General features: G+C 72.2%; 27 protein-coding genes and 2 tRNA genes. 16 read left to right on the top strand and 13 right to left on the bottom strand.

The features are described from left to right. The 3 genes from VFC33_10820 to VFC33_10830 form a co-directional block, all read left to right on the top strand. Positions 1–409: YdcF family protein (locus VFC33_10820; GenBank protein ID HZR13731.1), on the top strand; the 409-nt coding region annotated here is incomplete at its 5' end. Further along, positions 395–466 (top strand) — tRNA-Gln (locus VFC33_10825). The genes VFC33_10820 and VFC33_10825, both read left to right, overlap by 15 nt. A 53-nt stretch (positions 467–519) precedes the next feature. Further along, positions 520–595 (top strand) — tRNA-Glu (locus VFC33_10830). 73 nt (positions 596–668) lie between these two features. On the opposite strand, the gene VFC33_10835 is transcribed toward VFC33_10830, so the two are convergent. Further along, entirely contained in the window at positions 669–893 is a 225-nt protein-coding gene (locus tag VFC33_10835; GenBank protein HZR13732.1) for a hypothetical protein, read from the bottom strand. A 191-nt stretch (positions 894–1,084) separates the two neighbouring features. On the opposite strand from VFC33_10835, the gene VFC33_10840 reads away from it, so the two are divergent. Then, entirely contained in the window at positions 1,085–1,357 is a 273-nt protein-coding gene (locus VFC33_10840) for an HU family DNA-binding protein (protein HZR13733.1), read from the top strand. A gap of 49 nt (positions 1,358–1,406) precedes the next feature. Continuing rightward, complete coding sequence (locus tag VFC33_10845; protein HZR13734.1) at positions 1,407–1,859, top strand: histone H1-like repetitive region-containing protein; 453 nt, start codon at positions 1,407–1,409, stop codon at positions 1,857–1,859. 69 nt (positions 1,860–1,928) lie between these two features. On the opposite strand, the gene VFC33_10850 is transcribed toward VFC33_10845, so the two are convergent. Genes VFC33_10850 through VFC33_10865 form a run of 4 tightly spaced genes read right to left on the bottom strand, consistent with a single transcriptional unit; the run spans position 1,929 to position 4,385 of the window. After that, positions 1,929–2,645, bottom strand: coding sequence for a PIG-L family deacetylase (locus tag VFC33_10850; protein ID HZR13735.1), 717 nt, complete (start codon positions 2,643–2,645; stop codon positions 1,929–1,931). Next, complete coding sequence (gene cofC / locus VFC33_10855) at positions 2,642–3,217, bottom strand: 2-phospho-L-lactate guanylyltransferase (GenBank protein HZR13736.1); 576 nt, start codon at positions 3,215–3,217, stop codon at positions 2,642–2,644. Before cofC ends, VFC33_10850 begins: the two co-directional genes overlap by 4 nt. Beyond that, on the bottom strand, positions 3,214–3,525 hold the full coding sequence (locus VFC33_10860) for an antibiotic biosynthesis monooxygenase (protein HZR13737.1): 312 nt from the start codon (positions 3,523–3,525) through the stop codon (positions 3,214–3,216). The genes cofC and VFC33_10860 overlap by 4 nt, the downstream gene beginning before the upstream one ends. 5 nt (positions 3,526–3,530) lie before the next feature. Further along, the gene (locus tag VFC33_10865; protein HZR13738.1) at positions 3,531–4,385 is read right to left on the bottom strand and encodes a metallophosphoesterase; all 855 of its coding nucleotides are present in this window, start codon (positions 4,383–4,385) and stop codon (positions 3,531–3,533) included. 22 nt (positions 4,386–4,407) lie between these two features. On the opposite strand from VFC33_10865, the gene VFC33_10870 reads away from it, so the two are divergent. Genes VFC33_10870 through VFC33_10880 form a run of 3 tightly spaced genes read left to right on the top strand, consistent with a single transcriptional unit; the run spans position 4,408 to position 7,246 of the window. Continuing rightward, on the top strand, positions 4,408–5,118 hold the full coding sequence (locus tag VFC33_10870) for a lysophospholipid acyltransferase family protein (protein ID HZR13739.1): 711 nt from the start codon (positions 4,408–4,410) through the stop codon (positions 5,116–5,118). After that, on the top strand, positions 5,115–6,113 hold the full coding sequence (locus VFC33_10875) for an NAD(P)H-dependent glycerol-3-phosphate dehydrogenase (GenBank protein HZR13740.1): 999 nt from the start codon (positions 5,115–5,117) through the stop codon (positions 6,111–6,113). The genes VFC33_10870 and VFC33_10875 overlap by 4 nt, the downstream gene beginning before the upstream one ends. Beyond that, positions 6,110–7,246 (top strand): hypothetical protein, encoded by a 1,137-nt coding sequence (locus tag VFC33_10880; protein HZR13741.1) that lies wholly within the window; start codon positions 6,110–6,112, stop codon positions 7,244–7,246. Before VFC33_10875 ends, VFC33_10880 begins: the two co-directional genes overlap by 4 nt. A 103-nt stretch (positions 7,247–7,349) precedes the next feature. Here the strand turns inward: VFC33_10880 and VFC33_10885 are convergent, their stop codons facing one another. After that, positions 7,350–8,468 (bottom strand): hypothetical protein, encoded by a 1,119-nt coding sequence (locus tag VFC33_10885; protein ID HZR13742.1) that lies wholly within the window; start codon positions 8,466–8,468, stop codon positions 7,350–7,352. Between the two features lie 191 nt (positions 8,469–8,659). Continuing rightward, positions 8,660–9,589 carry a transposase family protein gene (locus VFC33_10890; GenBank protein HZR13743.1) on the bottom strand — a complete coding sequence of 310 codons (930 nt, stop codon included), beginning with the start codon at positions 9,587–9,589 and terminating at the stop codon, positions 8,660–8,662. Positions 9,590–9,960: 371 nt separating this feature from the next. Here VFC33_10890 and VFC33_10895 point away from each other — a divergent pair, with 371 nt between their 5' ends. Next, on the top strand, positions 9,961–10,146 hold the full coding sequence (locus tag VFC33_10895; GenBank protein ID HZR13744.1) for a hypothetical protein: 186 nt from the start codon (positions 9,961–9,963) through the stop codon (positions 10,144–10,146). Beyond that, the gene (locus VFC33_10900; protein ID HZR13745.1) at positions 10,139–10,366 is read left to right on the top strand and encodes a GNAT family N-acetyltransferase; all 228 of its coding nucleotides are present in this window, start codon (positions 10,139–10,141) and stop codon (positions 10,364–10,366) included. Before VFC33_10895 ends, VFC33_10900 begins: the two co-directional genes overlap by 8 nt. Positions 10,367–10,394: 28 nt before the next feature. Here the strand turns inward: VFC33_10900 and VFC33_10905 are convergent, their stop codons facing one another. From VFC33_10905 to VFC33_10920, 4 genes are all read right to left on the bottom strand, one after another. Beyond that, the gene (locus tag VFC33_10905) at positions 10,395–11,195 is read right to left on the bottom strand and encodes an alpha/beta fold hydrolase (protein HZR13746.1); all 801 of its coding nucleotides are present in this window, start codon (positions 11,193–11,195) and stop codon (positions 10,395–10,397) included. Between the two features lie 113 nt (positions 11,196–11,308). Further along, the gene (locus VFC33_10910; protein ID HZR13747.1) at positions 11,309–12,247 is read right to left on the bottom strand and encodes a TIGR03621 family F420-dependent LLM class oxidoreductase; all 939 of its coding nucleotides are present in this window, start codon (positions 12,245–12,247) and stop codon (positions 11,309–11,311) included. A gap of 9 nt (positions 12,248–12,256) precedes the next feature. Next, positions 12,257–12,748: an SRPBCC family protein gene (locus VFC33_10915; protein ID HZR13748.1), complete on the bottom strand. Its 492-nt coding sequence runs from the start codon at positions 12,746–12,748 to the stop codon at positions 12,257–12,259. A gap of 94 nt (positions 12,749–12,842) precedes the next feature. Beyond that, positions 12,843–15,590, bottom strand: coding sequence for a glycoside hydrolase family 38 C-terminal domain-containing protein (locus VFC33_10920; protein HZR13749.1), 2,748 nt, complete (start codon positions 15,588–15,590; stop codon positions 12,843–12,845). A 77-nt stretch (positions 15,591–15,667) separates the two neighbouring features. On the opposite strand from VFC33_10920, the gene VFC33_10925 reads away from it, so the two are divergent. Genes VFC33_10925 through VFC33_10935 form a run of 3 tightly spaced genes read left to right on the top strand, consistent with a single transcriptional unit; the run spans position 15,668 to position 18,158 of the window. Beyond that, entirely contained in the window at positions 15,668–17,347 is a 1,680-nt protein-coding gene (locus tag VFC33_10925) for an FAD-dependent oxidoreductase (GenBank protein ID HZR13750.1), read from the top strand. Positions 17,348–17,405: 58 nt separating this feature from the next. Then, on the top strand, positions 17,406–17,843 hold the full coding sequence (locus VFC33_10930; GenBank protein ID HZR13751.1) for an RpiB/LacA/LacB family sugar-phosphate isomerase: 438 nt from the start codon (positions 17,406–17,408) through the stop codon (positions 17,841–17,843). 18 nt (positions 17,844–17,861) lie between these two features. After that, positions 17,862–18,158 carry a GYD domain-containing protein gene (locus VFC33_10935; GenBank protein HZR13752.1) on the top strand — a complete coding sequence of 99 codons (297 nt, stop codon included), beginning with the start codon at positions 17,862–17,864 and terminating at the stop codon, positions 18,156–18,158. Here VFC33_10935 and VFC33_10940 read toward each other — a convergent pair. Beyond that, on the bottom strand, positions 18,155–18,355 hold the full coding sequence (locus VFC33_10940) for a hypothetical protein (protein ID HZR13753.1): 201 nt from the start codon (positions 18,353–18,355) through the stop codon (positions 18,155–18,157). The genes VFC33_10935 and VFC33_10940 overlap by 4 nt on opposite strands. 136 nt (positions 18,356–18,491) lie before the next feature. Between VFC33_10940 and VFC33_10945 the strand changes: the two genes are divergently transcribed. From VFC33_10945 to VFC33_10955, 3 genes are read left to right on the top strand one after another with little or no spacing between them, the layout of a single operon-like run. Beyond that, positions 18,492–19,124, top strand: coding sequence for a ribonuclease HII (locus tag VFC33_10945; protein HZR13754.1), 633 nt, complete (start codon positions 18,492–18,494; stop codon positions 19,122–19,124). 10 nt (positions 19,125–19,134) lie between these two features. Next, complete coding sequence (locus tag VFC33_10950; protein HZR13755.1) at positions 19,135–19,434, top strand: hypothetical protein; 300 nt, start codon at positions 19,135–19,137, stop codon at positions 19,432–19,434. Positions 19,435–19,436: 2 nt separating this feature from the next. Continuing rightward, entirely contained in the window at positions 19,437–19,955 is a 519-nt protein-coding gene (locus VFC33_10955; GenBank protein HZR13756.1) for a GNAT family N-acetyltransferase, read from the top strand. Here the strand turns inward: VFC33_10955 and VFC33_10960 are convergent. Next, positions 19,939–22,686: a hypothetical protein gene (locus tag VFC33_10960; protein HZR13757.1), complete on the bottom strand. Its 2,748-nt coding sequence runs from the start codon at positions 22,684–22,686 to the stop codon at positions 19,939–19,941. The two genes, VFC33_10955 and VFC33_10960, sit on opposite strands and share 17 nt — an antisense overlap. Positions 22,687–22,724 lie beyond the last annotated feature (38 nt).

A 22,724-nucleotide genomic window follows, 5' to 3' on the forward strand; every position in this document is an offset into this window, starting at 1 on the left:
CACCGAATCCAGCGCCGGGGCGAACTACCTCCACACCCGGGGCGTCCCCGACTCAGCCATCCAACGCGAGTCGACGAGCCACAGCTCGTGGGAATCGCTCCTCGCCGCGGCGCGCTTCCTCCGGCCCGAAGGCATCCGCCACGTCGTGCTCGTCTCCGACCCGTTCCACTCCCTCCGCATCCGACTCATCGCGTCCGACGTGGGGCTCGACGCCGTCACGTCCCCGACCCACACCAGCCCGATCTCCGGCCTCGACGAATGGCGCCGCTTCGCCTCGGAGGCGTTCGGGGTCTCGATCGGTCGGATCTTCGGCTTCGGGTCCCTCACCCGCGCCAGCAAGCGCATCGAGACCCAGGTCCGAATCCCACTAGGAGCCGCTATCCTGACCGGACCTTCGGGGGTGGTGTAATCGGTAACACAGCAGGTTCTGGCCCTGTCATTGGGGGTTCGAGTCCTCCCCCCCGAGCGAGCCGACGACCCGGAAAACCCCTGGTCAACGGCCTGAAACGTCATCCGCACGGCCCCGTCGTCTAGCGGCCCAGGACGCCGCCCTCTCAAGGCGGAAGCGGCAGTTCGAATCTGCTCGGGGCTGCCATCCACGAAGCCCGGGTCCGCGACCCGGGCTTCGTCGCGTCCGGCGTCGCGCGCCGCCGCGCGGCAACGCGCGCTCACGTCGCGAACGCGACGCGCGGCTCGCCGCGCTCGACGACGAGCGTGCACGGGAGACCGACGAGCGCGAGCGCGTCGCGATGCGCATACGCGCGCGTCACGACCGTGACGACATCGCCCTTGCGCGCGCCCGCGACGATCGCGATGTCGAGCGCGATCGCGTCGTCGCGGGCCTCCGCCCACACGACGAATGCATCGAAATTCCCGTCTTCGAGCGCGTCCACGACACGCGAGCGTCGCGCACGCGCGTCGACATCGGCGCGCGCGTGACGCGCGCAAGCGCGCTTCGTCGCGCGTCGCGATGCAGCGCGCGATACGTGAGTGTGTACGTCGCCGCGCGCGAGGAAATGCTTGACCTCGACGCGCGAATGGGTTCTCATCTCGGATGAAACTCGCAACGGGCGGAGGTAGACGCGTGAACAAGGCCGAGCTCGTCGACAAGATCGCCGACGGCGCAAGCCTGACGAAGAAGGACGCAGAGGCTGCGCTGCACCACATGATGGAACACATCAAGGAAGCGGTTGCGCGGGGAGAGAAGGTGGTGCTTCCCGGTTTCGGCAGCTTCTCCCGAACGGATCGCAAGGAACGCACGGGGCGCAACCCGCGCACCGGCGAACCCGTCAAGATCGCGGCATCCAAGGGCGTGAAGTTCACGGCAGGCGCCGGCTTCAAGTCCGCCGTGAACTAGGACCCGGGACACGGGTCGAGCGTCAACACACATCCAACGAAGGAGGGTGGTGACCGTGCCTCCGGCAAAGAGAGCTACGGCGAAGAGAGCCGCCAAGAAGAGCACGGCCCGCAAGGGCACGGCCCGCAAGACGACCGCACGCAAGGGCGCCCGGAAGACCACGGCGCGGAAGTCGACCGCTCGCAAGAGCACCGCGCGCAAGGGCACCCGGAAGACCACGGCGCGGAAGTCGACGGCTCGCAAGAGCACCGCGCGCAAGGGCACCCGCAAGGCCGCGGCGAGGAAGACGACCGCGCGCAAGTCGACCGGTCGCAAGAGCACGGCCCGGAAGGGCACGCGCAAGTCGACCGCACGGAAGACGACGGCCCGCAAGGGCACGCGCAAGGCCGCAGGTCGCAAGACGACCGCGCGGAAGGGCGCCCGCAAGTCGACGGCCAGCAAGGCGCCGGCGACACGCCGTCGTCGCACGACCAAGCGGGCCCGCAAGTCCACCGCGAGCTGACGCTCGGGCGTCGAACGTTTCGAGGGGGGCGTACGCGCCCCCCTCGTTGCGCGTCGTCGTCGGCGTCCGTTACAGGTCGTCGATGCGCTTGAAGATCTCGGCCGCGGTTGCGAGCCCGGCCCTACGGCCGTCGGCCTCCGCCTCGTCGCGGATCCGGTCGGCGAACGCCGTGGTCTGCTCGTCGACGGCGTCGTCGATCCCCATCGTCGAGCGCCACTGGCTGCGATGCGCGAGCAGCGCGTCGATCTTGCGCCCGAGCGTGCCGTCGACCGTCTCGGCGTGATCGGCTTCGTCGGCCTCGAACAGCAACAGGTGTGACGGGCGGTGCGGCGGGAACGGCTGCCCGGGGAAGAACTGGGGGTCGCGCGCCGCGACGAGCGCGTCGAGCGTGAGGAAGCCGGCGTGCCGGTGGTCCGGATGGAGGCGGTAGCGCTTCCACGGGTCGTGCCCGAGCACGACGTCGGGCCGCGTGCCACGGATCACCTCGCACACGGCGGCGCGGTACGCCTCCCGCTCGTCGAGCTCACCGTCGACCACGCCGAGGAACGTGACGTCCACCGCCCCGAGCGCGTGCGCGGCGGCTCGCTGCTCCTTCTCGCGCGTCGTGACGAGGTCGACCGCGTCGCGCTCCCAGGTCCCCTTCGACCCGTCCGTCAGCACGAGCAGGTGGACCTCGGAGCCGGCATCGGCCCACTTCGCGAGCGTCGCTCCACACCCGAACTCGACGTCGTCCGCGTGTGCCCCGACCGCGAGCGCGCACCGCGGGACGTCGAGATCGACGGTCACGCGCGTGCCGCGAGCACGGCGAGGTCGTCCGGTACGTCGACGTCGAACCCGAGCTGCGGGTCGCGCACGACCCGCACGGCGAGGCCGAGCGAGCGCGCCGCCGCGACGTGACGACGCGCCGAGCCAGGCCCGTACGCGAACGGGAACGACGCGGCGACCTCGCCCGGCAGTGACATCGCGGGGGTGCCGTCGTCGCGGTGACACGGCACCACCGTCACGACCGGCATCGCCGCGTCGCGCGTGAGCGCGTCGAGCGAGCGTGCGTACGGCAGGTCGGCGTGGACGACGCAGACGCGCGAGGCGTCGCTCGCCCACGTGCAGCCGGCCCGCGCCGCGCCGTCGAGCGTGCCGGGATCGTCGATCACGGGGACGTCGAGCGACGCCGCCCAGTCACGCACCTCCGGCGCGCTCGACACGACGACGACCCGTGCGCCACCCGCGGCCCGCACGACGTTCCCGGCCATGGTGCGTGCGAGCTGCTCGCGCGCGCTCGCGTCGAGACGGCCCGCCAGACGCGCCTTGCCGAGCGCGAACGCGCGGATCGGCACGACGACCGCGGTGGGGGCGGTCACGGGCCACCGTCGACGACGACGTACGTCCGGATGACGGGCTCGAGGCGCAGGAGCTGCCGCACCCGCACGAGCGACTCCTTGACGCCACGCGAGTCGATCGCGCGCTCGATGTCACCGTCGTTGCGCCAGCGCGACACGACCACGCCCTCGATGAGGCCGCCCGCGCTCTGGTCCGCGCTCACGAGCAGCTCGACGCCGACGCAGCCGCGCTCCGCCTCGAACGCGGGCTTCACGTCCTCGGCGAAGATCCGCGCGATCTCGGCCCGGTCTGCCGGGTCGACCGCGGAGAAGAAGAACCGGACGAGCATCGGCCTCAGGCGTGCCAGGTCGTCTTCGTGAACATGCCGGCGAGCTCGGGGCTCGTCTCGAGCTGCAACGTGTCGCGTGCGAGCCGGGCCGCGAAGCGCTCACCGGAGCCGGGGTAGCGGAACGTCACGCGCATCTCCTGCTCGTCGACCTCGATGACGTTGTACGACGGCCGGACGTACCCGCGCACCCGGTACGTCGACACCGTGCCCGAGTTGACCACGAGCACACCGTTCAGCAACCACACGTACGGCACGTGCTTGTGCCCGCACAGGACGAGCTGCACGCCGAGGTCGGACAGCAGCGCGAGCACGTCGCCGCTGTCCCACACCGTGTTGCGCTCGCGTCCGGTACCGGGCACGGGCACGAGATGATGGTGCAGCGCGACGACGTCGAGATCGGCACCGGCGTCGAGCTGGCGGCGGATCCACCCGTAGCGCTCGCGGCCGATCTCGCCCTCCGCGAGGTCCGGCTTGGTGGAGTCGAGCGCCACGACGCGCACCGAGCGGAGCGCGGCCGCTCCCGGCTCGCGCGCGAGCGTGAGCGCACGGTCGGCCTTGCCGTCGACGTCACCCGGACCGAACGTGTCGCGGAAGTGGAGGTACCCCACGTTCTTGGCGTCGTGGTTGCCGGGGATGACGACCGTCGGCAGCCCGGAGTCGAGGATCGGCTCGAGGAACCGCGCCGCCGTGCGGAACTCGTTCGCGTAGCCGTCGGCCGTGAGATCGCCGCCCACGACGACGAGATCGGGCTGCATCGCGAGGATCTCGTGCACGGCCGTGGTCAGCAGCTCGGGATCGAACGACGGCGAGCCGCAGTGCAGGTCGGACAGCTGCGCGATGAGGAAGCAGTCGCGTCGCATGCGCGTGCGTATGCTACCGACCGTGGAGCCGGCCTACGGATTGGCGCGGACCGCGTTGTGGCCGGCGATGCACTTCGGCATGCGCTGGACCGTCGAGGGTGGGCACCTCATCCCTGTGCGCGGGCCCGTGCTCATCGCGAGCAACCACGTCTCGTATCTCGACCCGTTGGTCCTCGCGTACGTCGCGAACCGACGCCACCGCAACGTCCGGTTCCTCGCGAAGGCAGAGCTGTTCGACCATCGCGCGCTCGGGGCGCTCCTGCGCGCGACACGTCAGATCCCCGTCCAGCGGGAGACGGCCGGCGCCGCGGGATCGCTCGACGCGGCCGTCGACGCGCTCGAGCACGGCGAGTGCGTGGTCGTGTTCCCCGAGGGCACGATCTCGCTGGACCTCGACCCGTTGCCCGGCAAGTCGGGGGTCGCCCGGCTCGCGCAACAGACGGGCGTGCGGGTCACGCCCGTGGGGCTGTGGGGCGCGCAGCGGATCCTGTTCAAGGGGCGGAAGCCGAGCTGGCGCGCCGGTGTCGCCGAGTCCGTCGTCGTCGGCGCGCCCATGGCGGTCGCGCCGGGGGAGGACGTGGTCGCGGCGACCGATCGGGTGATGGGCGCGATCGCGTCGTCGGTGGCGCGTGCACGCATGCTGTACCCGCAACGTCCGGCTCCCGGTGACGACGACTGGTGGGTCCGCACCCCGCAGAGCGCGTTCTCGCACACGACGCGGTCGCGCGCATGAAGGTCGCCGTCATCGGCGCGGGGTCGTGGGGGACCGCGTTCGCGTCGCTCGTCGCGACGAACGCGCCGACGGTCCTGTGGGCGCGCGAGCCGGGGCTCGCGGACACGATCTGCGCGCGCCACGAGAACGACGCGTACCTGCCCGGGATCCCGTTGCCCGAGGATCTCCGCGCGACGGCGGTGATGGACGAGGCGTGCCGTGACGCCGACGTCGTGGTCGTCGCCGTGCCGTCGCACGGCTTCCGCGACGTGTTGGACCTCGCGCGGGATTGCATCCCGGCCGGCGTCCCGGTCGTCAGCCTGGCGAAGGGTGTCGAGCAGGGGACGAACGCACGGATGACCCAGGTGGTCGCGGACGTGCTGTCGGACCACGACCCCGCCCGCATCGGTGTGCTCACCGGGCCGAACCTCGCACGCGAGGTCGCGGAAGGCGAGCCCACGGCGTCCGTCGTCGCGATCGACGACGGCGACACCGCGACCGCGTTGCAGCGCCTGTTCATGACGCGCACGTTCCGCGTGTACACGAACCCGGATGTCGTCGGGTGCGAGATCGCCGGCGCGTTGAAGAACGTGATCGCGGTCGCGGCCGGCATCGCGCACGGCATGGGGTACGGCGACAACACGAAGGCCGCGCTGATCACTCGCGGCCTCGCCGAGCTCGCTCGGCTCGGCGTCGCCCTGGGCGGCGAGCCGTTCACGTTCGCCGGTCTCGCCGGGATGGGCGACCTCGTCGCGACGTGCACGAGCGACAAGAGCCGCAACCGCACGGTCGGCGTCGCGCTCGCGCAGGGTCGCGGCCTCGACGACATCGTCGCCGAGATGCACATGGTCGCGGAGGGCGTCAAGAGCACCGCCGCGGTCCTCGAGCTCGCGGCGAAGCACGGCGTCGAGATGCCGATCGCGGAGCAGGTCGGGCAGGTGCTGTACGAGGGGCGCAAGCCGGCCGACATCGTCCCGACGTTGATGCTGCGCGAAGCGAAGCCCGAGAAGGCGTGAGCGATGTCGGCGTGCTGGGCTCGCCGCGGCGGGCCGCGGTCGACGCGCGCGGTGCCGTCACCTTGCCGCGCGGGTTCCGGTGCGGCTGGCTCGTCGGCGCGGACGACCGCTGGCACGACCCCGCGGTCGACGTCGCGGTCCGGCAGCGGCGGCTGACGCCCGCGCCGGGGTTCGAGACGGCGATGCGCGTGCCGAGTGGTGACGCGCGCCAGCGCGTCTTCGGCGTCGGTGGCCCGGGTGACCTCGTCGTGCTGGAGGTCGAGAACGACTCGCCGGTGCCGTTCGTGCTCGGACTGGCGCTCGGGGGACGGCGGTCGCGCTTCGACGTCGTCGCCGGTGGGGTGGTGCGCGCGGACGGCCGGCCGCTCGTCGTCGCGCCGCGCCCGCCGGCGCGATGGGCCACCGCGGTCTCGGTCGCGACGTCGGGTGGCGCGACCGGCGAGCCGCTCTCGGGCGTCGACGCGAGCGAGCTCGTGGTCCTCTGGCCCGTGGCGCACCGAACCGTCTTCCGGCTCGCGCTCGCGCTCGCTCGGGACGTGCCCGACGACGTGCTGCTGGCGCGGCTTCCCTCGGCCGACGAGGTCGTCGCGGGCTGGCGCGCGCAGCTCGGTCGGGGGATGCAGGTCACGGTGCCGGGCGAGCGGTTGCAGGCCGACGTGGATTCGGCGCGCGCCGACGCGCTGCTCGCGTCGTCGTCGGTCGCGCGCCCGGATGCCGCGCTGCTGGTCGCCCTGGAGGACTGGGGGTTCGACGCCGAGGCCGGCGCAGCGTGGCACCGGGCCGGTTGGCGCGCGCGTCGCGCCGCACGTGCTCGTCGGGTCGGCGGGGGAGTCCTGCGCGACGTGTGTGATCGTCTGGTCGTCGATCGCGGCGTCGGCGAGATCGACGTCGTGGTTCAGCTCCCTGACGACTGGCGTGGGCGTTCGCTCGACGTGCGCGACGCGCCGACGCGCTCCGGGCTGGTGTCGTACTCGGTCCGCTGGCACGGCGAGCATCCCGCTCTCCTCTGGGAGGTCCGCGAGGCGCGCGGTCCGGTCGTGCTGCGCGCGCCCGGGCTCGACCCCGCCTGGTCGACGACGGAGCATTCGGGGGAAGTGCTGTTGCACCGATCGGTGTCGCGCCCGGGCGGTTAGCTCGTGTCGGCCTTCGGCCGGTTCTTCGGATGATCCGAATGGTCGGATGGGACCATGGGCCGTCTGCCGGTGCCGTCGACGAGGGCCCAGCCGTCGCGGTGTTTCAGATCGTGGTGGAACGTGCAGAGCGCGTCGAGCTCGTCGAGCCTGTGTGCTTCGTGTTCGCCCACGGTTCGCGGTGGTCGAACTCGATCCGGGTGCGGGTGCAGCCGTCGACGCTGCAACACGGTGACTGCCAGAGCAGCGCGATCTTCTGTGCCACCTTCGGCCCGCGCCCGAGATGGGTGACGTTGGCGACGTCTTCCCCTTTTGTCAGCACGAGCTTGAGGACGCTCTCGCCCAGCAGCTTCCGCGCCGTGGTGACCGGGACCGGTCCGAGCCCGGCGATCTCGCAGAGCTCGTCACCGGCGAGGTCGCCGCGCAGGAGCGCTTCGTCGTCGAGGCGCAGGATCGACAGGTACGACGGGCAGCGATGCTTCCGCTTCGGCTTGTCGGAGCTGTCGTCAGGTCGCTGGTCGTAGTCACGGAACACACCGACGAACGCGTCGAACGCGTACGCGTCGCGCTCCTCCCGGCGTCCTTCCCGACGCGCCTTCGTGAACTCCTCGTTCACGAGCCGCTCCAGCACGCGCGCGACGTGGCTCCCGTCCCGGATGGTGCCGGTGGCGTTGAAGTGCCAGCGGCCCTCCTCGTCGGTCCACGACCGGGCGCGGCGCTCTGCGTGGATCCGCCGTTCCGTCCCCTCGGGGTCCGGATCGGACTTGGAGCGTTCTCGAGCCGCCTCCTGGCGGAGCGCGGCGACCGTCGAGGTCAACGCCTTGTCCAACAGGCGCCGCTCGGCGGCCGCGTTGCCGTTCGCGCCGCTGGCGACGATCGCGGCCTGGGTGGGCGAGATCTCACCCTTGCGCATCGCGGTCTCGGTCGCGGGATGGGCGTCGAGCTTCTTCGACAGCGCGAGCTGCTGACGCGCCGCGCCGCGTGTCGTCCCCGACTGCTTCGCCATGCCTTCGGCCGCGTCGCGATGCCCACGCTGCCGCCACGTGGCTGCTTCCTCGACGCGCCGGGCGAGCAGCGTCTTCGCGTTCGCGGCGTGCCGCTCGATCTTGTCGAACGCCCTCCACATCGGCTCCGCGTCCGCGAGCGCGACCGCGTCCGGTTCGAGCGCGCGCAGCAACGCGCCGACCCGGTCTCGCATCTCGCGCACCTCCGCGACGTCGAGCATGCATGCAGTATGAACGAGGGGTATGTCAGTGAACGCCCGTCTGGAGCGACCCCGCCAAAATTTCTTCCGTTCGTGCGCGGTCAGGAACGAGCACGTCGGCGCACATGGTCGTGACGCGCGCGCCGCCTACTAGACCTGTCGCGCAGTAGCGGTTGGTGCGTGCGTTCTCGCGGTGCGTGAGATCCGGGTGTTCACGTCGCCATGGTCGCGAGGGACGCGCATGCGTGCAGCGTGTCGGTGAGCGTGTCGCGACGCCGGCGGTAGCCGTGCAGGATCTTGTTCGTCTTCAGCCGGCGGATCGCGTGTTCGACATTCACGCGCTGCCGCGCGATCTCGGTGTTGAACGCGCCTTCCGCGTCGCGGACCGTCTCGGATCGGGTGTCGTCCTTGCGGCGACGGGCCGGGGTGAAGACCCGCGCGAGGCCGAGCCGGGCCTTGATGCCCGTGTAGCCCTTGTCGGCGATCACCGTCACCTCCGTTTCGGCGAGCGTCGCCGCGACCGCGGACTCGGCGATCGCGCTGAGGTCGTGGGTCGCGCCGTCGCACGCGTCGCCGATCCACAACAGGTTCCCGCGATCGTCGCTGAGTGTCTGGAACGTGTTGACGTGCCGATGCCGGTGTGGCGAGTACTGGGCCTTCTGCGCCTCCCAGCCGCCCTTGGATGGGCGCGGGACCGGTACGAAGCTCCCGTCCACCAGCGCGGCGCGCTGCGCCTTCGACAACGCTCGCATCTGGGCCGCGAGCGCGTCGTCGTCGCCGAGGCGCGTCCCGTCCGGGGCGGTGATCCCCACGGCGGCGAGCAGCGGTGTGAGCTCCATCACCGCGCGGTTCACGGTGTCCTTGTTCGTGTCGAACACCGCCGCGAGCATCCGATAGGTGACGTTCCACCGCAGATACACGAGTGTCACCAACAACCGGCCCGCGAACGGCACGTCGTGCTTGCGGCCCGCGCCGAACGCGCGTCGACGCTTCCGCGCGGAGAGGCGCGCTTCACGCTCGGCCTCCCAGATCGGACCGACCTCGGCGATCAGCCGCGCGAACTGAGCGCGCGTCACACCCGTGAGCTCACGGACCTGACCCTCGGACAACAACGCCGGACGACGCGCAGACACAGCAGCCATGCGCACATCCTCGCACGCGCGTCAACTATTCAGAGACAATTCTACTGACCGTATGAGCGACGACGAACAGCTTCTCCCTTCGACCATCGCCGCGATTCGGCGGTACTGGGCATCGCGCCTCGGTGTCTCCGATACAGGTGGAGTGTCGATCGCGACCGACCCTCGATCGAACGCGATCGTGCTCGTGCAGATCTACGACGACGTGTTCGTCCGCGGACCGATCGTGATCGCGCGAGCGACCGTCGAGTGGGATCGCGAGCGGCTGTTCGACGTCGACGCATGGGCTGGAGTGCTGGGCCCTCGAGCTCGACGTGCGTGGTCCAGCACATCTCGCGTATGCGGAGTCCGCCCCGGAGAGAGATCTCACCTCGGTGTCGACGATCGAGCTGGACGACCCTCGTCTTGCCGACTTCGCGGCCTCGATGTTGCCGTCCGAATGGGAGGAGAGCGGATTGCACGGCGACTTGGCGTGCCGGTACTGCACGGTGTCTGGTGACGAGGTCAGCGCGGTCGCCGGCTACGTCGTGTGGGAGGGGTGGTTGGCCCAGATTGCGTAGCGTCCGCCCGGTCCACCGCCGCCAAGGGCGCGCGCACACGGCCGCGTGCGCGGCCCTCGCCGATGCCGTTGCCGCGGGACTGGTCGCACAGTGGCGTTCGGCAGTGTCGAACCCGGCGTCCGTCGCGCTCGGCGAGCGGCTCGGGTTCGTTCGCCTCGGCAAGCAGATGACGGTCCGCGTCGGTGAGCCGCAGATCGACTTCGATGAGTCGCCGCGCTGAATGGCGAGCGCGCCCGCTCCGCGCCCGTTCACTCCGCGCCGACGCGGGCGCGTGTCGCGGCTCGGGTGATGAGTGCTGCGACCGCGGTGCGGTCGTCCGCCATCGGCACGTGACCGCACCCGGGCAGGTGCTCGACACGCGTGTCGGGCGGCAGCTGATCGAGGTGGCGTGACTGGTGCCGGAGCAAGATCCGGTCGCGTGAGCCGAACGCGACCGTCACCGGCGCGTCGACGGGCTCGACCGCGACGAGGCGCCGTGTCGCGGTCGCGCGCAGCGTCGCGTCGAAGCCCGCGCCGCTTCGCAGGGTGTCGATCGCCGCGTGCGCGTACTCGGGTGTGAGCCGGGCGGGATGACCGTGCGTCTGACCGAGGACGACGACGCGACCCGCGCTCGACCGCACGAGCCGGTGCAGGAGTCCCGACGCGTTGACGGCGAGCCACCGTGAAGTGCGCAGGCTCACGAAGGTGTAGCGCGGTGTCGTCCCGCGCCACAGGCCGGCCGGGCTCAGCAGCGTGACCGACGCGAACGCGCGCGTCCGAGCGAGCTCCATCGCGACCCAACCGCCGAGCGAGTTGCCCGCGACGTGCGGCCGCGTGATCCCGAGACCGTCGAGCAGCTCGCCGACCGCAGCGGCGAGGCGCGCCGGAGTCGGCTCGACCGACGGCGGGAGCGGGGCCGAGCCGCCGAACCCCGGCAGGTCGATCGCGAGCACGTCGAACCGCTCTGCGAGCACGCCCGCGACCGGGTTCCACGCGCGGCGCGACGATCCCAGCCCGTGCAACAGCACCAGCGGCTCGCCGGTGCCCGACCGGTCGAACGCCAGGTCCATGCCGACAGCTACGGCCGCCGACGTGCGGCGGATTGAGCTACGGCTGCCGACGTCGGCGGATCGTCCCGCGCGCCGACGGGCGGCGGATCGTCCCGCGCGCCCCGACGAACCGTTCAGCGTCCCGTCAGCTCGCGGACGATCGGCGCGAAGTCGTGAGCCTTGTCGCCGGGGACGACGACGTACGAGTAGCCCCAGCGCTCGCGGCGCTCGTGGAGCCGCTCCGCGATCTCGCGAGCCGAGCCGACGAGCGTGAGCGGCGACGCGAGCACGTCCTTCGGATCGGCGTCGAACGCGGCGCCGAGCGCCTCCGCGAAGGCCCCGGCGTCGTCCGTCACCTCTGCGACCGCGAGCCACGCGTTGAGCTCCAGGTCGTCGAAGCGTGCGCCCGCGGCCTCGCGCACCCACGCGACCTTCTCGTCGATCCGCGCCGGCAACCCGTCGTGCGCGGCGGCGACGTCGATCTCACCCGAGTGGATCGACGCGTTCACGCCGACGATGTCCGCGTGCGCGCCCGCGAACCGCAGCACGCGCCGCGCGCCGCCGCCGACGAGGATCGGCGGCCCGCCCGGGGTCGACGGCTTCGGTGTGCCGTCGAGCTCGTCGATGTCGTAGTGCGCACCGTGGAACGTGAGCGGCCCGTCGCCGAACAGCCCGCGGAGCACGTGCACGTGCTCGATCATCCGGTCGACGCGCGTCCCGGGTGGATCCATCGCGATCCCGGACCGCTCGTAGTCGAGACGCTTCCAGCCCGCGCCGACACCGACCTCGAGCCGTCCGCCGGACAGCACGTCGACCGTCGCGAGCTCGCGCGCGAGGACCGCGGGATGACGGAAGTCGCAGTCGAGGACGAGCGTGCCGACGCGCAACGTGGAGGTCGCCGCGGCGGCGGCCGCGAGCGCGGCGATCGGCCCCAAGCCTTCGTCGAAGTGGTCGGGGACGAACAGCGTCGCGTAGCCGAGCTCCTCGACCTCGCGCGACGTCTCGGCCCACGACAGCCCGTCGAACGGGGCCTGGACGTCGACGCCGAAGCGGAACCGCCGGTCGTGCGCCACGGCGCGTGCTCAGCGCGCCTGGACGTCGCGCTCCGCGACCGCCTTGATGCGTTCGAGCGTCGCGCGCATGCCCCGCTCGAGGTCGCTCACGCGGTCGTCGACGCGCATCAGGTGGCGCTCGGCCATCCGGAAGTACCACGGGTTGTCGCGCATCAGCTCGTACGACTCGGTGACGTCCGTCGCGTTTCCCGACTCCGCCGGCGCGAACGTGTACGTCCACTTCGTCATGTCCTTGCCGAGATGCCCGGTCACGAACGCGAACTCGCGTCCCGGCGAGGCCGCGACGACCTTGGGCTTCGTCGACCAGCGCACGAACCCGCGCGCGTTCGTCCCCTTGAACCGTGCGCCGACGGTCGGGCCCGTCGCGCCGTCGAGCCAGACACACCGCGTGGTCTCGGGACTCCACTCGCCCATGCGGGTCACGTCCGACACCAGCTCGTAGACGCGCTCCGCGGGTGCCTCGACGCGCACCGTCACCTCACCACGCGTTCCTGCCTTCATTCCCCCTCCTTCGCCGCGGGTGGCGCACCATCGTGCGTGCTGCGGGAGGCGCCGTCCAGCAGCACGACTCGCCGTCGGAAGGCGGGAGGCGGATTCAGTCGAGTCGCAGTGTCGCGAGCTCGCAGCCGCGCAGCTCGACGGAGCCCTCGAACCGGTCGACGGGCCGGCCGCGCAGGTCCACGCGCCAGCCGCGCGCGGGCGCGCCGTCGTGCTCGACGGTCGCGACCACCGTCTCGGCGGACGGGTTGAAGCAACGAACGGCGAGGCCACCGGGCTCGCGCAGCACCGCCGACACCTCGGCGCCGTCGACGGCGAGCGCGCGTCCGCTGGTCGCGCGCGTGCCGGTGCCGGTCGCGCGCGCCCGCTCCAACGGCACCAGGAGCTCGTCGGCGAGCGCGTACAGGTCGGCGTCGTGCCACGTGCCGGCATGCGGCGCGACCGCGTAGTCGAACCGCAGCCGCCGTTGCAGCTGCGGGCCGTCGAGCGGGTCGAGCGGGCCGGCGGGGTTGGGCCGCATGACGATCTGCGAACGCGACAGGTAGCCGGTCGCGCGCAGCAGCGTGAGCGCGAGCTCGCGTCCGTCGACGAGCTCGTACTCGAGAAGGCCGTCGTGCAGGAGCGCCACGCCGACCTCGCCGTCCGAGGCGTCGACGAACCGTCGGGAGACGAACGTCGGCAGCGCCACCTCGTGCGGGCCTCCCTCGCTCGTCAACCCGCGCTCGACGACCGCGAACGCGCACTCGGCGCTCGATCGCTCGACGGGCGCGGGCAACGGGAAGTGGGCGCGGAGGCGGTGGTCACGGCAGCGGTTGTCGAGCTCGGTGTGGACGCGCACGAACCGCTCACCGATGCGGACCTCGAGCCGTGTGTCGACGACGACGGTCTCCGTCTCGTCCGAGCGCGCGACACACGCGCGCTCGTCGCCGACGCACGCGACCGGCCACCGGTACGTGGCGCGCACGAGGAGCGCGGCGCGTACGGGGCCGTCCTCGGCGACCGAGACAGCCACCGCGTCGGGTCGTTCCACGACGAGGTCGCGCTCGGGTGGCGACCAGTTGTACGTGTCGCCACCGTCCCCGCCGTCGACGTAGCGGTTGCACCCCTCCACCACGACACCCTCGGCCGTCGAGATAGTGAAGGTGCCGTCGTCGTCCACGCGCACGCGCAGGTGCTCGTTTGCCAGGTCACGCCCCGCGGCGCGCAACACGGTCGACGGCCCCGCGCCCGGCGCGACCTGGTAGGTGCGCCAGCCGAACCCCGGCACGTCGTCGGCCGCGAACAGCACCCCGCTCGTCGATGGCCGCATCGCGCGGAAGCGAACCGTCCGTCCCGCGGTGCCAAGCGCGAGCACGTGGTCGCGCAGCGACTCGAGGTCGTCGACGGTCGAGCCCCCCGGCAGCGCGGACTGGAACACGACCTCCACCGTGCCGTCGTCGAGGTCCGACACGTCGTACGACGCGATGCCCGCGCCCGCGAACTCCGTCCCGCGCATCATCTCGAGGACCCACCGGACCTTCTCGCCCGTCACGGTGGCCGAGAAGCCCTCCCCGGCGCTCACGTCCACGACCTGCACCGGCACGGGCACGCCGTCACTCGACACGAAGTGGACGGGCTCCGTGCGGGCGTCGCCAGGGACCCGCGCCGCGACCAGCCCTCCGCGTGCGCGGGATGTCGGGTTCACGACGACCGTCGCGCCCGCCGGCGCGTCGACGGACCGCGCGAGCGCGTGCACCGCGGCGGACGTCAGGCCGTCTCCGATCTGACGAGCCTCGTGGTACCGGACGAGGACCTGGTCGACCACCTCGTCGGCGCTGCACGCGCACGACGAGTCGTGCGCGGAGTTCAGCACCAGGTTCCGCCACGCGAGGTCGAGCAACGCGCCCGGGTACGCCTCCGGTGGCAGGAACAGCGCGCTCGACGGCTCGGCGCGCCGCTCCAACGCGCGCTCGGCCGCCGCGCACGCCTGGTGGACGTCGACGCGGTTCGACGCCACGCCCATGAGGACGTTGGCGCGCGCACCCGAGCGCAGCTCGCCGCGCCACACGTCGAGCCCGTCGACGGGCTGGGTCGCGACGTACTCCGCGAGCGACGTGACGGCGAACCGGTAGTCGTCCTGGATCTCATTGGCCTCGGCGACGACGCGGCCGAGCCACGGCTGCGGGAGCTGGTGGTCGGTCCCGTTCATCAGCAGCATCGAGCCACCCGGGAGCAGCGCGTCGCCGAGCTCCAGCTCGTACCCGCGTGCGCGCGCGACGAGCTGCTTCGCGTCGTCGGGGATGTCGCGCCCGTTCGAGTACGAGCCGTACAGGTACTCGGCGCGGACGCGCGACCCGTCGGGTGCCTCCCACCAGAACGCGGTCTTCGTCACTGCGCTCGGCACGCCACGCCACACGACCGCGTGCTCGAGCCCGGCCGCGCGCAGGATCTGCGGCATCTGCGCGACGTGCCCGAACATGTCCGGCAGGTACCCGACCTCCATCGGGCCGCCGAGCTCGGTCGCGCGAGCGATCCCCATCTGGAGATCGCGCACGAGCGTCTCGCCCGACACCATGAACTCGTCCATCAGCACCGCCCAGGGGCCGACGGACAGCCGACCCGCCGCGGCGAGCCGGTGGAGCGCGGGCCGCGCCTGCGGTCGCACCGCGAGGTAGTCGTCGAGCACCGCGGTCTGGCCGTCGAGCAGGAAGCGTGCGTACGACAGGTCCTGTTCGAGCATCGGCAGCAGCCGGTCCATGAGCTCGACGAGCCGCAGCCGGAACGTTTGGAACGGGGCGTACCACTCGCGGTCCCAGTGCGTGTGGGGAACGATCGCGACGGAGATCGGGCGCGGGCGGGTGGCCATCTCGACCACGATAGGGCCGGCACGGGGGTCCCTCCCGGGCCCGGCTCGCGCAACGCGGCGGAACGCGGGAGGCAGGCATGGGGCTACCCGTCATCTTCGTGGTCGACGACGAGGAACGCGCGCTCTACACGCTCTGGAGCGATCTCGACCGACGGTTCGGCAAGGACTTCTCGGTTCGTGGCGAGCGCACGGCCGCGGCCGCGCTCGCCACGCTGGAGGAGCTGCGCGCCTCGGGTGACGACGTCGCGCTGGTGCTCGTCGACGACGCGATGCACGACACGACGGGCGTGGAGCTGCTCGCGCGCGCGCACGAGCTCCACCCGGGTGCGAAGCGCGTGCTCATGGTCGACCGCGACTACTCGTCGACCAGTCCCGTCGTGCGCGCGATCACGCTGGGACAGGCGGACTACCACATCGTGCGGCCGTGGACGTCGGACGAGCAGCTGTACCGGAGCGTCGGCGACTTCCTCGCGACGTGGGCGAAGGAGCAGGACCCGTCCGTCGAGCTGTTCCGCGTCGTCGGCGCGCCGGGCGACGCGCGGCTGTACGAGCTGCGCGAGCTGATGATCCGCTTCGACATGCCGTTCCGCGTCTACTCGGTGCACGAGGAGGACGGACGCCGGCTCCTCGCGGAGGTCGGTGCCGACGCGTCGCGGCTCCCGGTGGTGATCCGTCACGACGGCCAGGTGATGGTGGACCCGAAGCTGCCGGAGCTCCTGCGGGCGGTCGGCGCGAGCGTGCGCGCCGACGTCGACGTCTGCGACGTCCTGATCGTCGGCGGCGGCCCCGCCGGGCTCGCCGCCGCGGTGTACGCCGCATCCGAGGGTCTGACGACCGTGCTGCTGGAGCAGACGCTGTCGGGCGGGCAGGCGGGCAACAGCCCGATGATCCGCAACTATCCCGGGTTCCCGCACGGGATCAGCGGCGCCGACCTCGTGCACCGCGCGTGTGAGCAGGCCTGGTTGTTCGGTGCGCATCTCGTGTTCGCCCAGCGCGCGACGGCGCTGGAGCAGCGCGGCGCGGGCTTCGTGGTCCACCTCGAGGACGGCACGGCCGTCGCGGCGCGCTCGGTCGTCGTCGCGACCGGTGTGACGTGGCGCCGCATCGGCGTCCCTGCGCTCGAGGCGCTCGTCGGCGCGGGCGTGTTCTACGGAGCGGCCGTCGGCGAGACGAAGGCGATGCAGGGGCGCGACGTGTTCCTCGTCGGCGGTGGGAACTCCGCGGGCCAGGCCGCGCTCCACCTCGCGAGGTACGCGGCGTCGGTGGGACTCGTCGTGCGCGGCCCATCGCTGAGCGCCAAGATGTCCGACTACCTCGTGCGCGAGATCGAGTCGTCGTCGCGGATCACCGTCCACACCGGCACCGAGGTCGTCGACGGCGGCGGTGACGAGCGGCTCGAGCACGTCGTGCTGCGCGACCGGTCGACCGGGAAGACGTGCGACGTCCGTGTCGACGCGCTGTTCGTCCTCATCGGCGGCGAGCCGCACACGGAGTGGCTACCCGACGACGTCGAACGCGACGACCGCGGCTACGTCCTCACGGGGCGCGACCTCCGCGCGAGCGGCCGGCCCGGCGGCGAGACGGCCGCGACGCTCGAGACGAGCATCCCGGGCGTGTTCGCGGCGGGCGACGTGCGCCACGGATCGATCAAGCGCGTCGCGTCGGCAGTCGGCGAGGGCGCCACGGCGATCCGTCTCGTCCACGACCATCTCGCGGACGCGGGCCCGCCCTCCCTCACCGTCCCCGTCGCGCTGTGACACGGGCGCTTTCGGCGCGCCGCGGTGCGCCGGTCGTCCGGCGCGTACGCTCACGCGCGTGAAGGTCGCGCTCGGCTCCGACGAACGCACCCCGCTCACGGACGCGGTCGCCGAGGCCCTCGTCGCGCGCGGCCACGACGTGGTCGCGGTCGGTCCACCGGGCGGCGACGAGCTGGAGTGGGCCGACGTCGGCCGGCGCGTCGGCGAGCTCGTCTCCGGCGGCGACTGCGACACCGCGGTGCTGTTCTGCTGGACCGGCACGGGCGCGTCGATCGCGGCGAACAAGGTCCCGGGCGTGCGCGCCGCCCTGTGCACCGACGCGCAGACCGCGGCGGGCGCGCGGCGGTGGAACGACGCCAACGTCCTCGTGATGGGTCTGCGGCTCACGAGCCCGGACGTCGCGAACGAGATGCTCGACGCGTGGTTCGCGACCGATGCCGACCCGACCGAGGCGGGCAACATCGCCAAGCTGGAGCGCGACCGCGTCGGCGGATGACGGCGTAGGGTTGACGTCGTGCCGACCTACGTGATGCTGAGCACGATCGGTCCCGACGGCTGGGCAACCGTGCGTGAGAACCCCGACCGCATCAACGCGGTGACGCGCGAGGTCGAGGCGATGGGTGTGCGAGTGATCGCGCAGTACGCGGTGCTCGGTCAGTACGACTTCGTGAACGTGCTGGAGGCTCCCGACGAGAAGACCGTCGCGCGCGTCGCGGTCATGCTCGCCGCGCGCGGGACGATGCGCAGCACGACCATGCAGGCAGTGCCGCTCGACGAGTTCGTCGCGTCACTCCACGACGACGCGCGCTAGTACCACCACATCGACGACCGGCGGCGCTCTTCGCGCACGTCGTCGTGGGTGAACAGCACTGGCAGCAGGCTCCCGTCGGAGCGGCGACGTACCCGGTACGACGGCTCGCGGTCCTGGACGACCTCGGCGATCTCGAACCCGCGCGACCAGGAGGCGTCGAAACGGGAACGCACCTCCACCCGCGTGCCGGGGCCCACGTGGACGATGGTACGGCGGTTCGTCCACCGGCGGAACGGGGTCGCGGCGCGTGCACGGGTCGGTGCATCGCGCGCGAGGAGGGCCGCGCTACCTTCCGGTGGCGTGAGCCCCGTCGTCCCGTTCCCGACGCTGCGGATGGAGCGCAAGTGCTGGGAGTCCGGCGACCGCGTCGTGTGCGGGATGGACGAGGTCGGCCGGGGCGCATGGGCCGGGCCCGCGACCGTGGCCGCCGTCATCCCCGCCCCGGAGCACCTCCGTGGCGTCCGCGACTCCAAGCTGCTGACGCCCGAGGAGCGCGAGCGCGCCGCGAAGCGGATCCGCGGGTGGGCCGTCGCGATCGGCGTTGGTCACGCCTCACACGAGGAGTGCGACACGCTCGGCATGACCGCGGCGCTGCGCGCGGCCGGGCGACGGGCGCTCGCCCAGATCGCCGCGCAGGGCTACGAGCCGGACCGCATCATCCTCGACGGTAACCACGACTACCTCGGGCTCGGCACCCGCGTGACGACGCGCATCAAGGCCGACATGACGTGTCTCGCGGTCGCGGCCGCGTCGGTTGTCGCCAAGGTGACGCGGGACGCGATGATGGGCGACGAGGCCGAGCACTACCCGGCGTACGACTTCGAGTCGAACCGGGGCTATCCCGCGCCGGTGCACAAGATGGCGCTCGCCGCGTACGGGCCGAGCGCGATCCACCGCCGGACGTGGATCTTCATGGACCACCTGTGCTGGCGCGGGCTCGAACCCGCGCCGGGTCGGCTCTTCTAGTCTCCTGCAGGTGGGTCAGGACATCGGCGTGACGGCGCGGCGGGGCGCGAGCCCGTCCGTCGTCATCTTCGACCTCGACCGCACGCTCACCGGCATGGCGATCGAGCGGTACCCGTCGCGGGACGCGGCACAGGGTGCGCGACCGTGTGACGTGCTGGCGTCGCGCCTGTTCGATCTCGGCGCGACGAACGTCACCGTGTACTCCAACGTCGTCACCGTGGAGGCGCCGGCCGAGCGGTGGGACGCGCTCCTGCCCGAGGCGACGACGGCGATCGAAGGCCTCTTCCGGTACTACGACGCGACCGCGTAGCCGTGCACGTCCGGCCTGCCCGTGTCTCGGACGTCGACGACATCCGGCGCATCGAGGCGTCGTCGGGCACGGTGTTCGACGACGCCGGGATGCACGACGTCGCGGCAGCCGAGCTCCCGTCCGCCGAGCACGTCGCCGGCTACGTGCGGCGCGGTCACGCATGGGTGGTCGCCGACGACCGCGACGCGCCAGTGGCGTTCGTGCTCGTCGACGTCGTCGACGGGTGCGCGCACGTCGAGCAGGTGTCCGTCGCGCGCGAGCACCATCACAACCGCTACGGACGGACGCTGCTGGAGCAGGTCGCGACGTGGGCGCAGGCACGCGGCATGCACGCGCTGACGCTCACGACGTTCCGCGACGTCCCGTGGAACGCGCCCTACTACGAGCGTTGCGGCTTTCGCACCCTGCGCGACGACGAGATCACGCCGGGCCTGCGAGACGTCCGCGCGCACGAGACGGCGCACGGGCTCGATCCCGACGCGCGCGTCTGCATGCGACGCGACCTCACAGCGACCCCGTGACGGCGGTGCACGCGAAGCCCGACGCCTGCCCGACGCTCGGCGCGACGTAGCCAAGGTCGAGCTGCGTGGCCGGGTCGGGTTGACCGGCTTCGAACACTGCCGCGCTCGCCTCGAGCCGGTCCGCGGGCACCGTTCGCTCCAGGGTCGTGCGCAGGTGCGCGGCGACCGCGATCCCGTCGGGCGTCACGGATGAGCCCAGCTCGGCGCTCGCCTGGTCGGCGAGACGTGCCATGTCCGCGTCGCTCACGCCGAGGACGCGCAGCGCGTCCTCGGCAGCCTGCGCGCGCTGCAGGATGGGCGTGGCCCGCCGGGCGAGCTCCACTGGTCCGGTCTCGACGTACGGGCCGAGGGTCCGGGTGAGCACGGGCGCGTAGAGCAGGTCGGTGACGCCGGCCGACGCCGGTGAGTCGCCGAGGATCGTCTGCGCCCACGCGACGACGGCCCGGACCGCGGGCTCGATCGTCGCGCAGAACCGTTGGGGATCCCCGCCCGTCAACGTGGCGATCGGCGTCGCGTCCGGGACCGGCGCGACCGTCCCGACCGCGATCTCCGGTGGCGGGACGGGGTTCGACGTGCCGGGCGCCGGCGACGTACTGCCGGGACCGTTGCCGCGCGCCTTCGCCTCGTGCACCTTGGTCAACGTCGCGCGGTTGATCTTCCGCAGCGTCGACACCAGCGCGCCGCGCTCCGAGAAGTTCACCGCGACGACGTTGGGGAGCGCGCCGCGCTGCGCGATGCACGTCTCGATGCGCTTCGTGAGCGTCGCGCCCGAGTTCACGGACGACGCGCCCGACGGGTCCGGCGTGGTGTTCGTGATCCAGTGGTTCAGCAGGAACAGCGGCTTGCCCGTTCCGCCGCGGAACGGCTTGCAGTTGAACTGCGTGGTCGACTGGAAGTCGTACGGCGTCTCCTGGAACCAGTCGTACGCGCGCTGGTACCAGGCGGGCGCGCCGGGGCCCCCTTGCTCCGCGAAGACGAGCAGCGTGCGCCGCTCGTCGATGAGCTGACGCAGCGTCGGCAACGGCTTCCCGCGCTCCAGCGTCGCGACGCGGTCACCGAGCCCCGCGGCCTCGATCGCGGCCGCAGTGTCGGCGGGCGTCGTCGCGTCCTGGATGATCGTCATCACGACGTCGTCGGGGTGCGTGTCGAGGAACGTCTTGAAGTCGGCGAGCACGCTCGAGAACGGCACCGCCCCGAGCTCGCAGTAGTTGTGGCACAGGTAGATGTCACGCTGCGCGTCGGCCGCGCGCGGTGCACGCGCCGCCAGGCGCGCGGCGCGCTCGGCGACCTGCGGGTCGACCGTCTCGCCCGCCGGCTGTCGCAGCTCCGCGGCGCGGTCGGTGAGCACCATGCGCGTGTCGGAACCCGGGAGGCGGACGCGCGACGGCACGCCGTAGTGCGTGTCGATCAGGAACGCGCGGATGCCCGACTGGAGCTGCCCCTTGATCGTGTCGAGCTGCTCGCCGAACAGGAACCCCGGGTACAGCGACGACGACATCGAGTTGTGCGTGCCCGGGAACATCACCTGGTCGATGCGCAGGTCGCACAGCGACTCGTCGCCGTTGCACGGAACCTTCCCGGCCGCGTCCGCGCGCTTCGCGGCGCCCGCGGCGCTGAAGAACAGCCCGACGCTCGCCAGCGCGACGAGCACCGCGACCGTCGACGCGACGAGCGCGACGTGCCGCCGCTGCGCTCGTGGCGACGTGCCGACCGGGAGCGACCGCACGAGGCGCAGGATCTCCGTGATGCCGAGGTAGCTGAGCCACATGCCGGCGACCACGGCGACGAGGCGCACGTTCCCGGACGGGTCCTGGACGAGGAACAGCCCCGCGAGCAGCGCGAGCACGCCGAGCACGACGGTGCCGAACGTCGTCGCGCGGCGGCGGTCCACCCAGCCACGGAAGCGGTCCGCGACGACCGCCGGGGTGTACCGCACCCCGACCGTCGCGGCCGCGACCGCGACGAGCCCGTATCCCGCGATCCACAGCCCGACCGCGCGCAGGTCCGCGGTGCCGCGCGTGAACGCGCCGCCGACCGCGTCGGCGAGGTCGGCGCCGTCGACCTGGCGCTGCGCCCACCAGCCGAGCAGCTGGAGCGCGAGCACGATCACCGCGCCGTCGACGACGAGCACCCAGCCGAGGCGGCGCACGCACCGCCGCCGGTCGCCGGCGAGCACGAGCGCACCGGTCGCGGCCGCGAGCGCACCGAGGATCGCGATCCACGCGATCGACGCGATCGTCCGGTCGAGCTTCCAGATGCCGAGGTCCCCGAGGCGGTGGGTGACGTCCGAGAGGCTGTCCCCGAGACCACCTTGTTGCTCACCCGCCTGCGCGGGCGACTCCGACGCCTGCAGCGAGCTCGTGATGATCGCGACCGAGTCCTGGAGGTTCAGCCCGGCCGACCCGTTCTGGCCGCTGAGGATCGCCGCGTGGGTGCGGCGGACCGCGGTGCGGAAGATCGAACGGAACGCGTCGGTGTCGACGACGGTCTGGATCGCGAGCTGCAGGCCGGGGCGGAAGTTGACCGCCTGCTCGTTGCCGCTGCGCGCGAGCTCCTCGGTGAGACGGCGCGCGAGCACGGTGCGCACCGCGGACGAGCGGAGGATGTCGACCGTGCGGTTGCTGAACGTCGTGCTGTCGTAGAGCGTGTCGCGCGCCCACGACGCGACGACGCCGACGGGCAGCAGCAACGCGGCGACGACGAGCAGGGCGGTGCTGATCCGTCGCCGCAACCGTCAACCCCCTGCCTGCGTCGCACGCGTCCGGCTCT

It is taken from the genome of Acidimicrobiia bacterium (genome assembly GCA_035651955.1).
GTDB lineage: Bacteria > Actinomycetota > Acidimicrobiia > IMCC26256 > JAMXLJ01 > JAMXLJ01.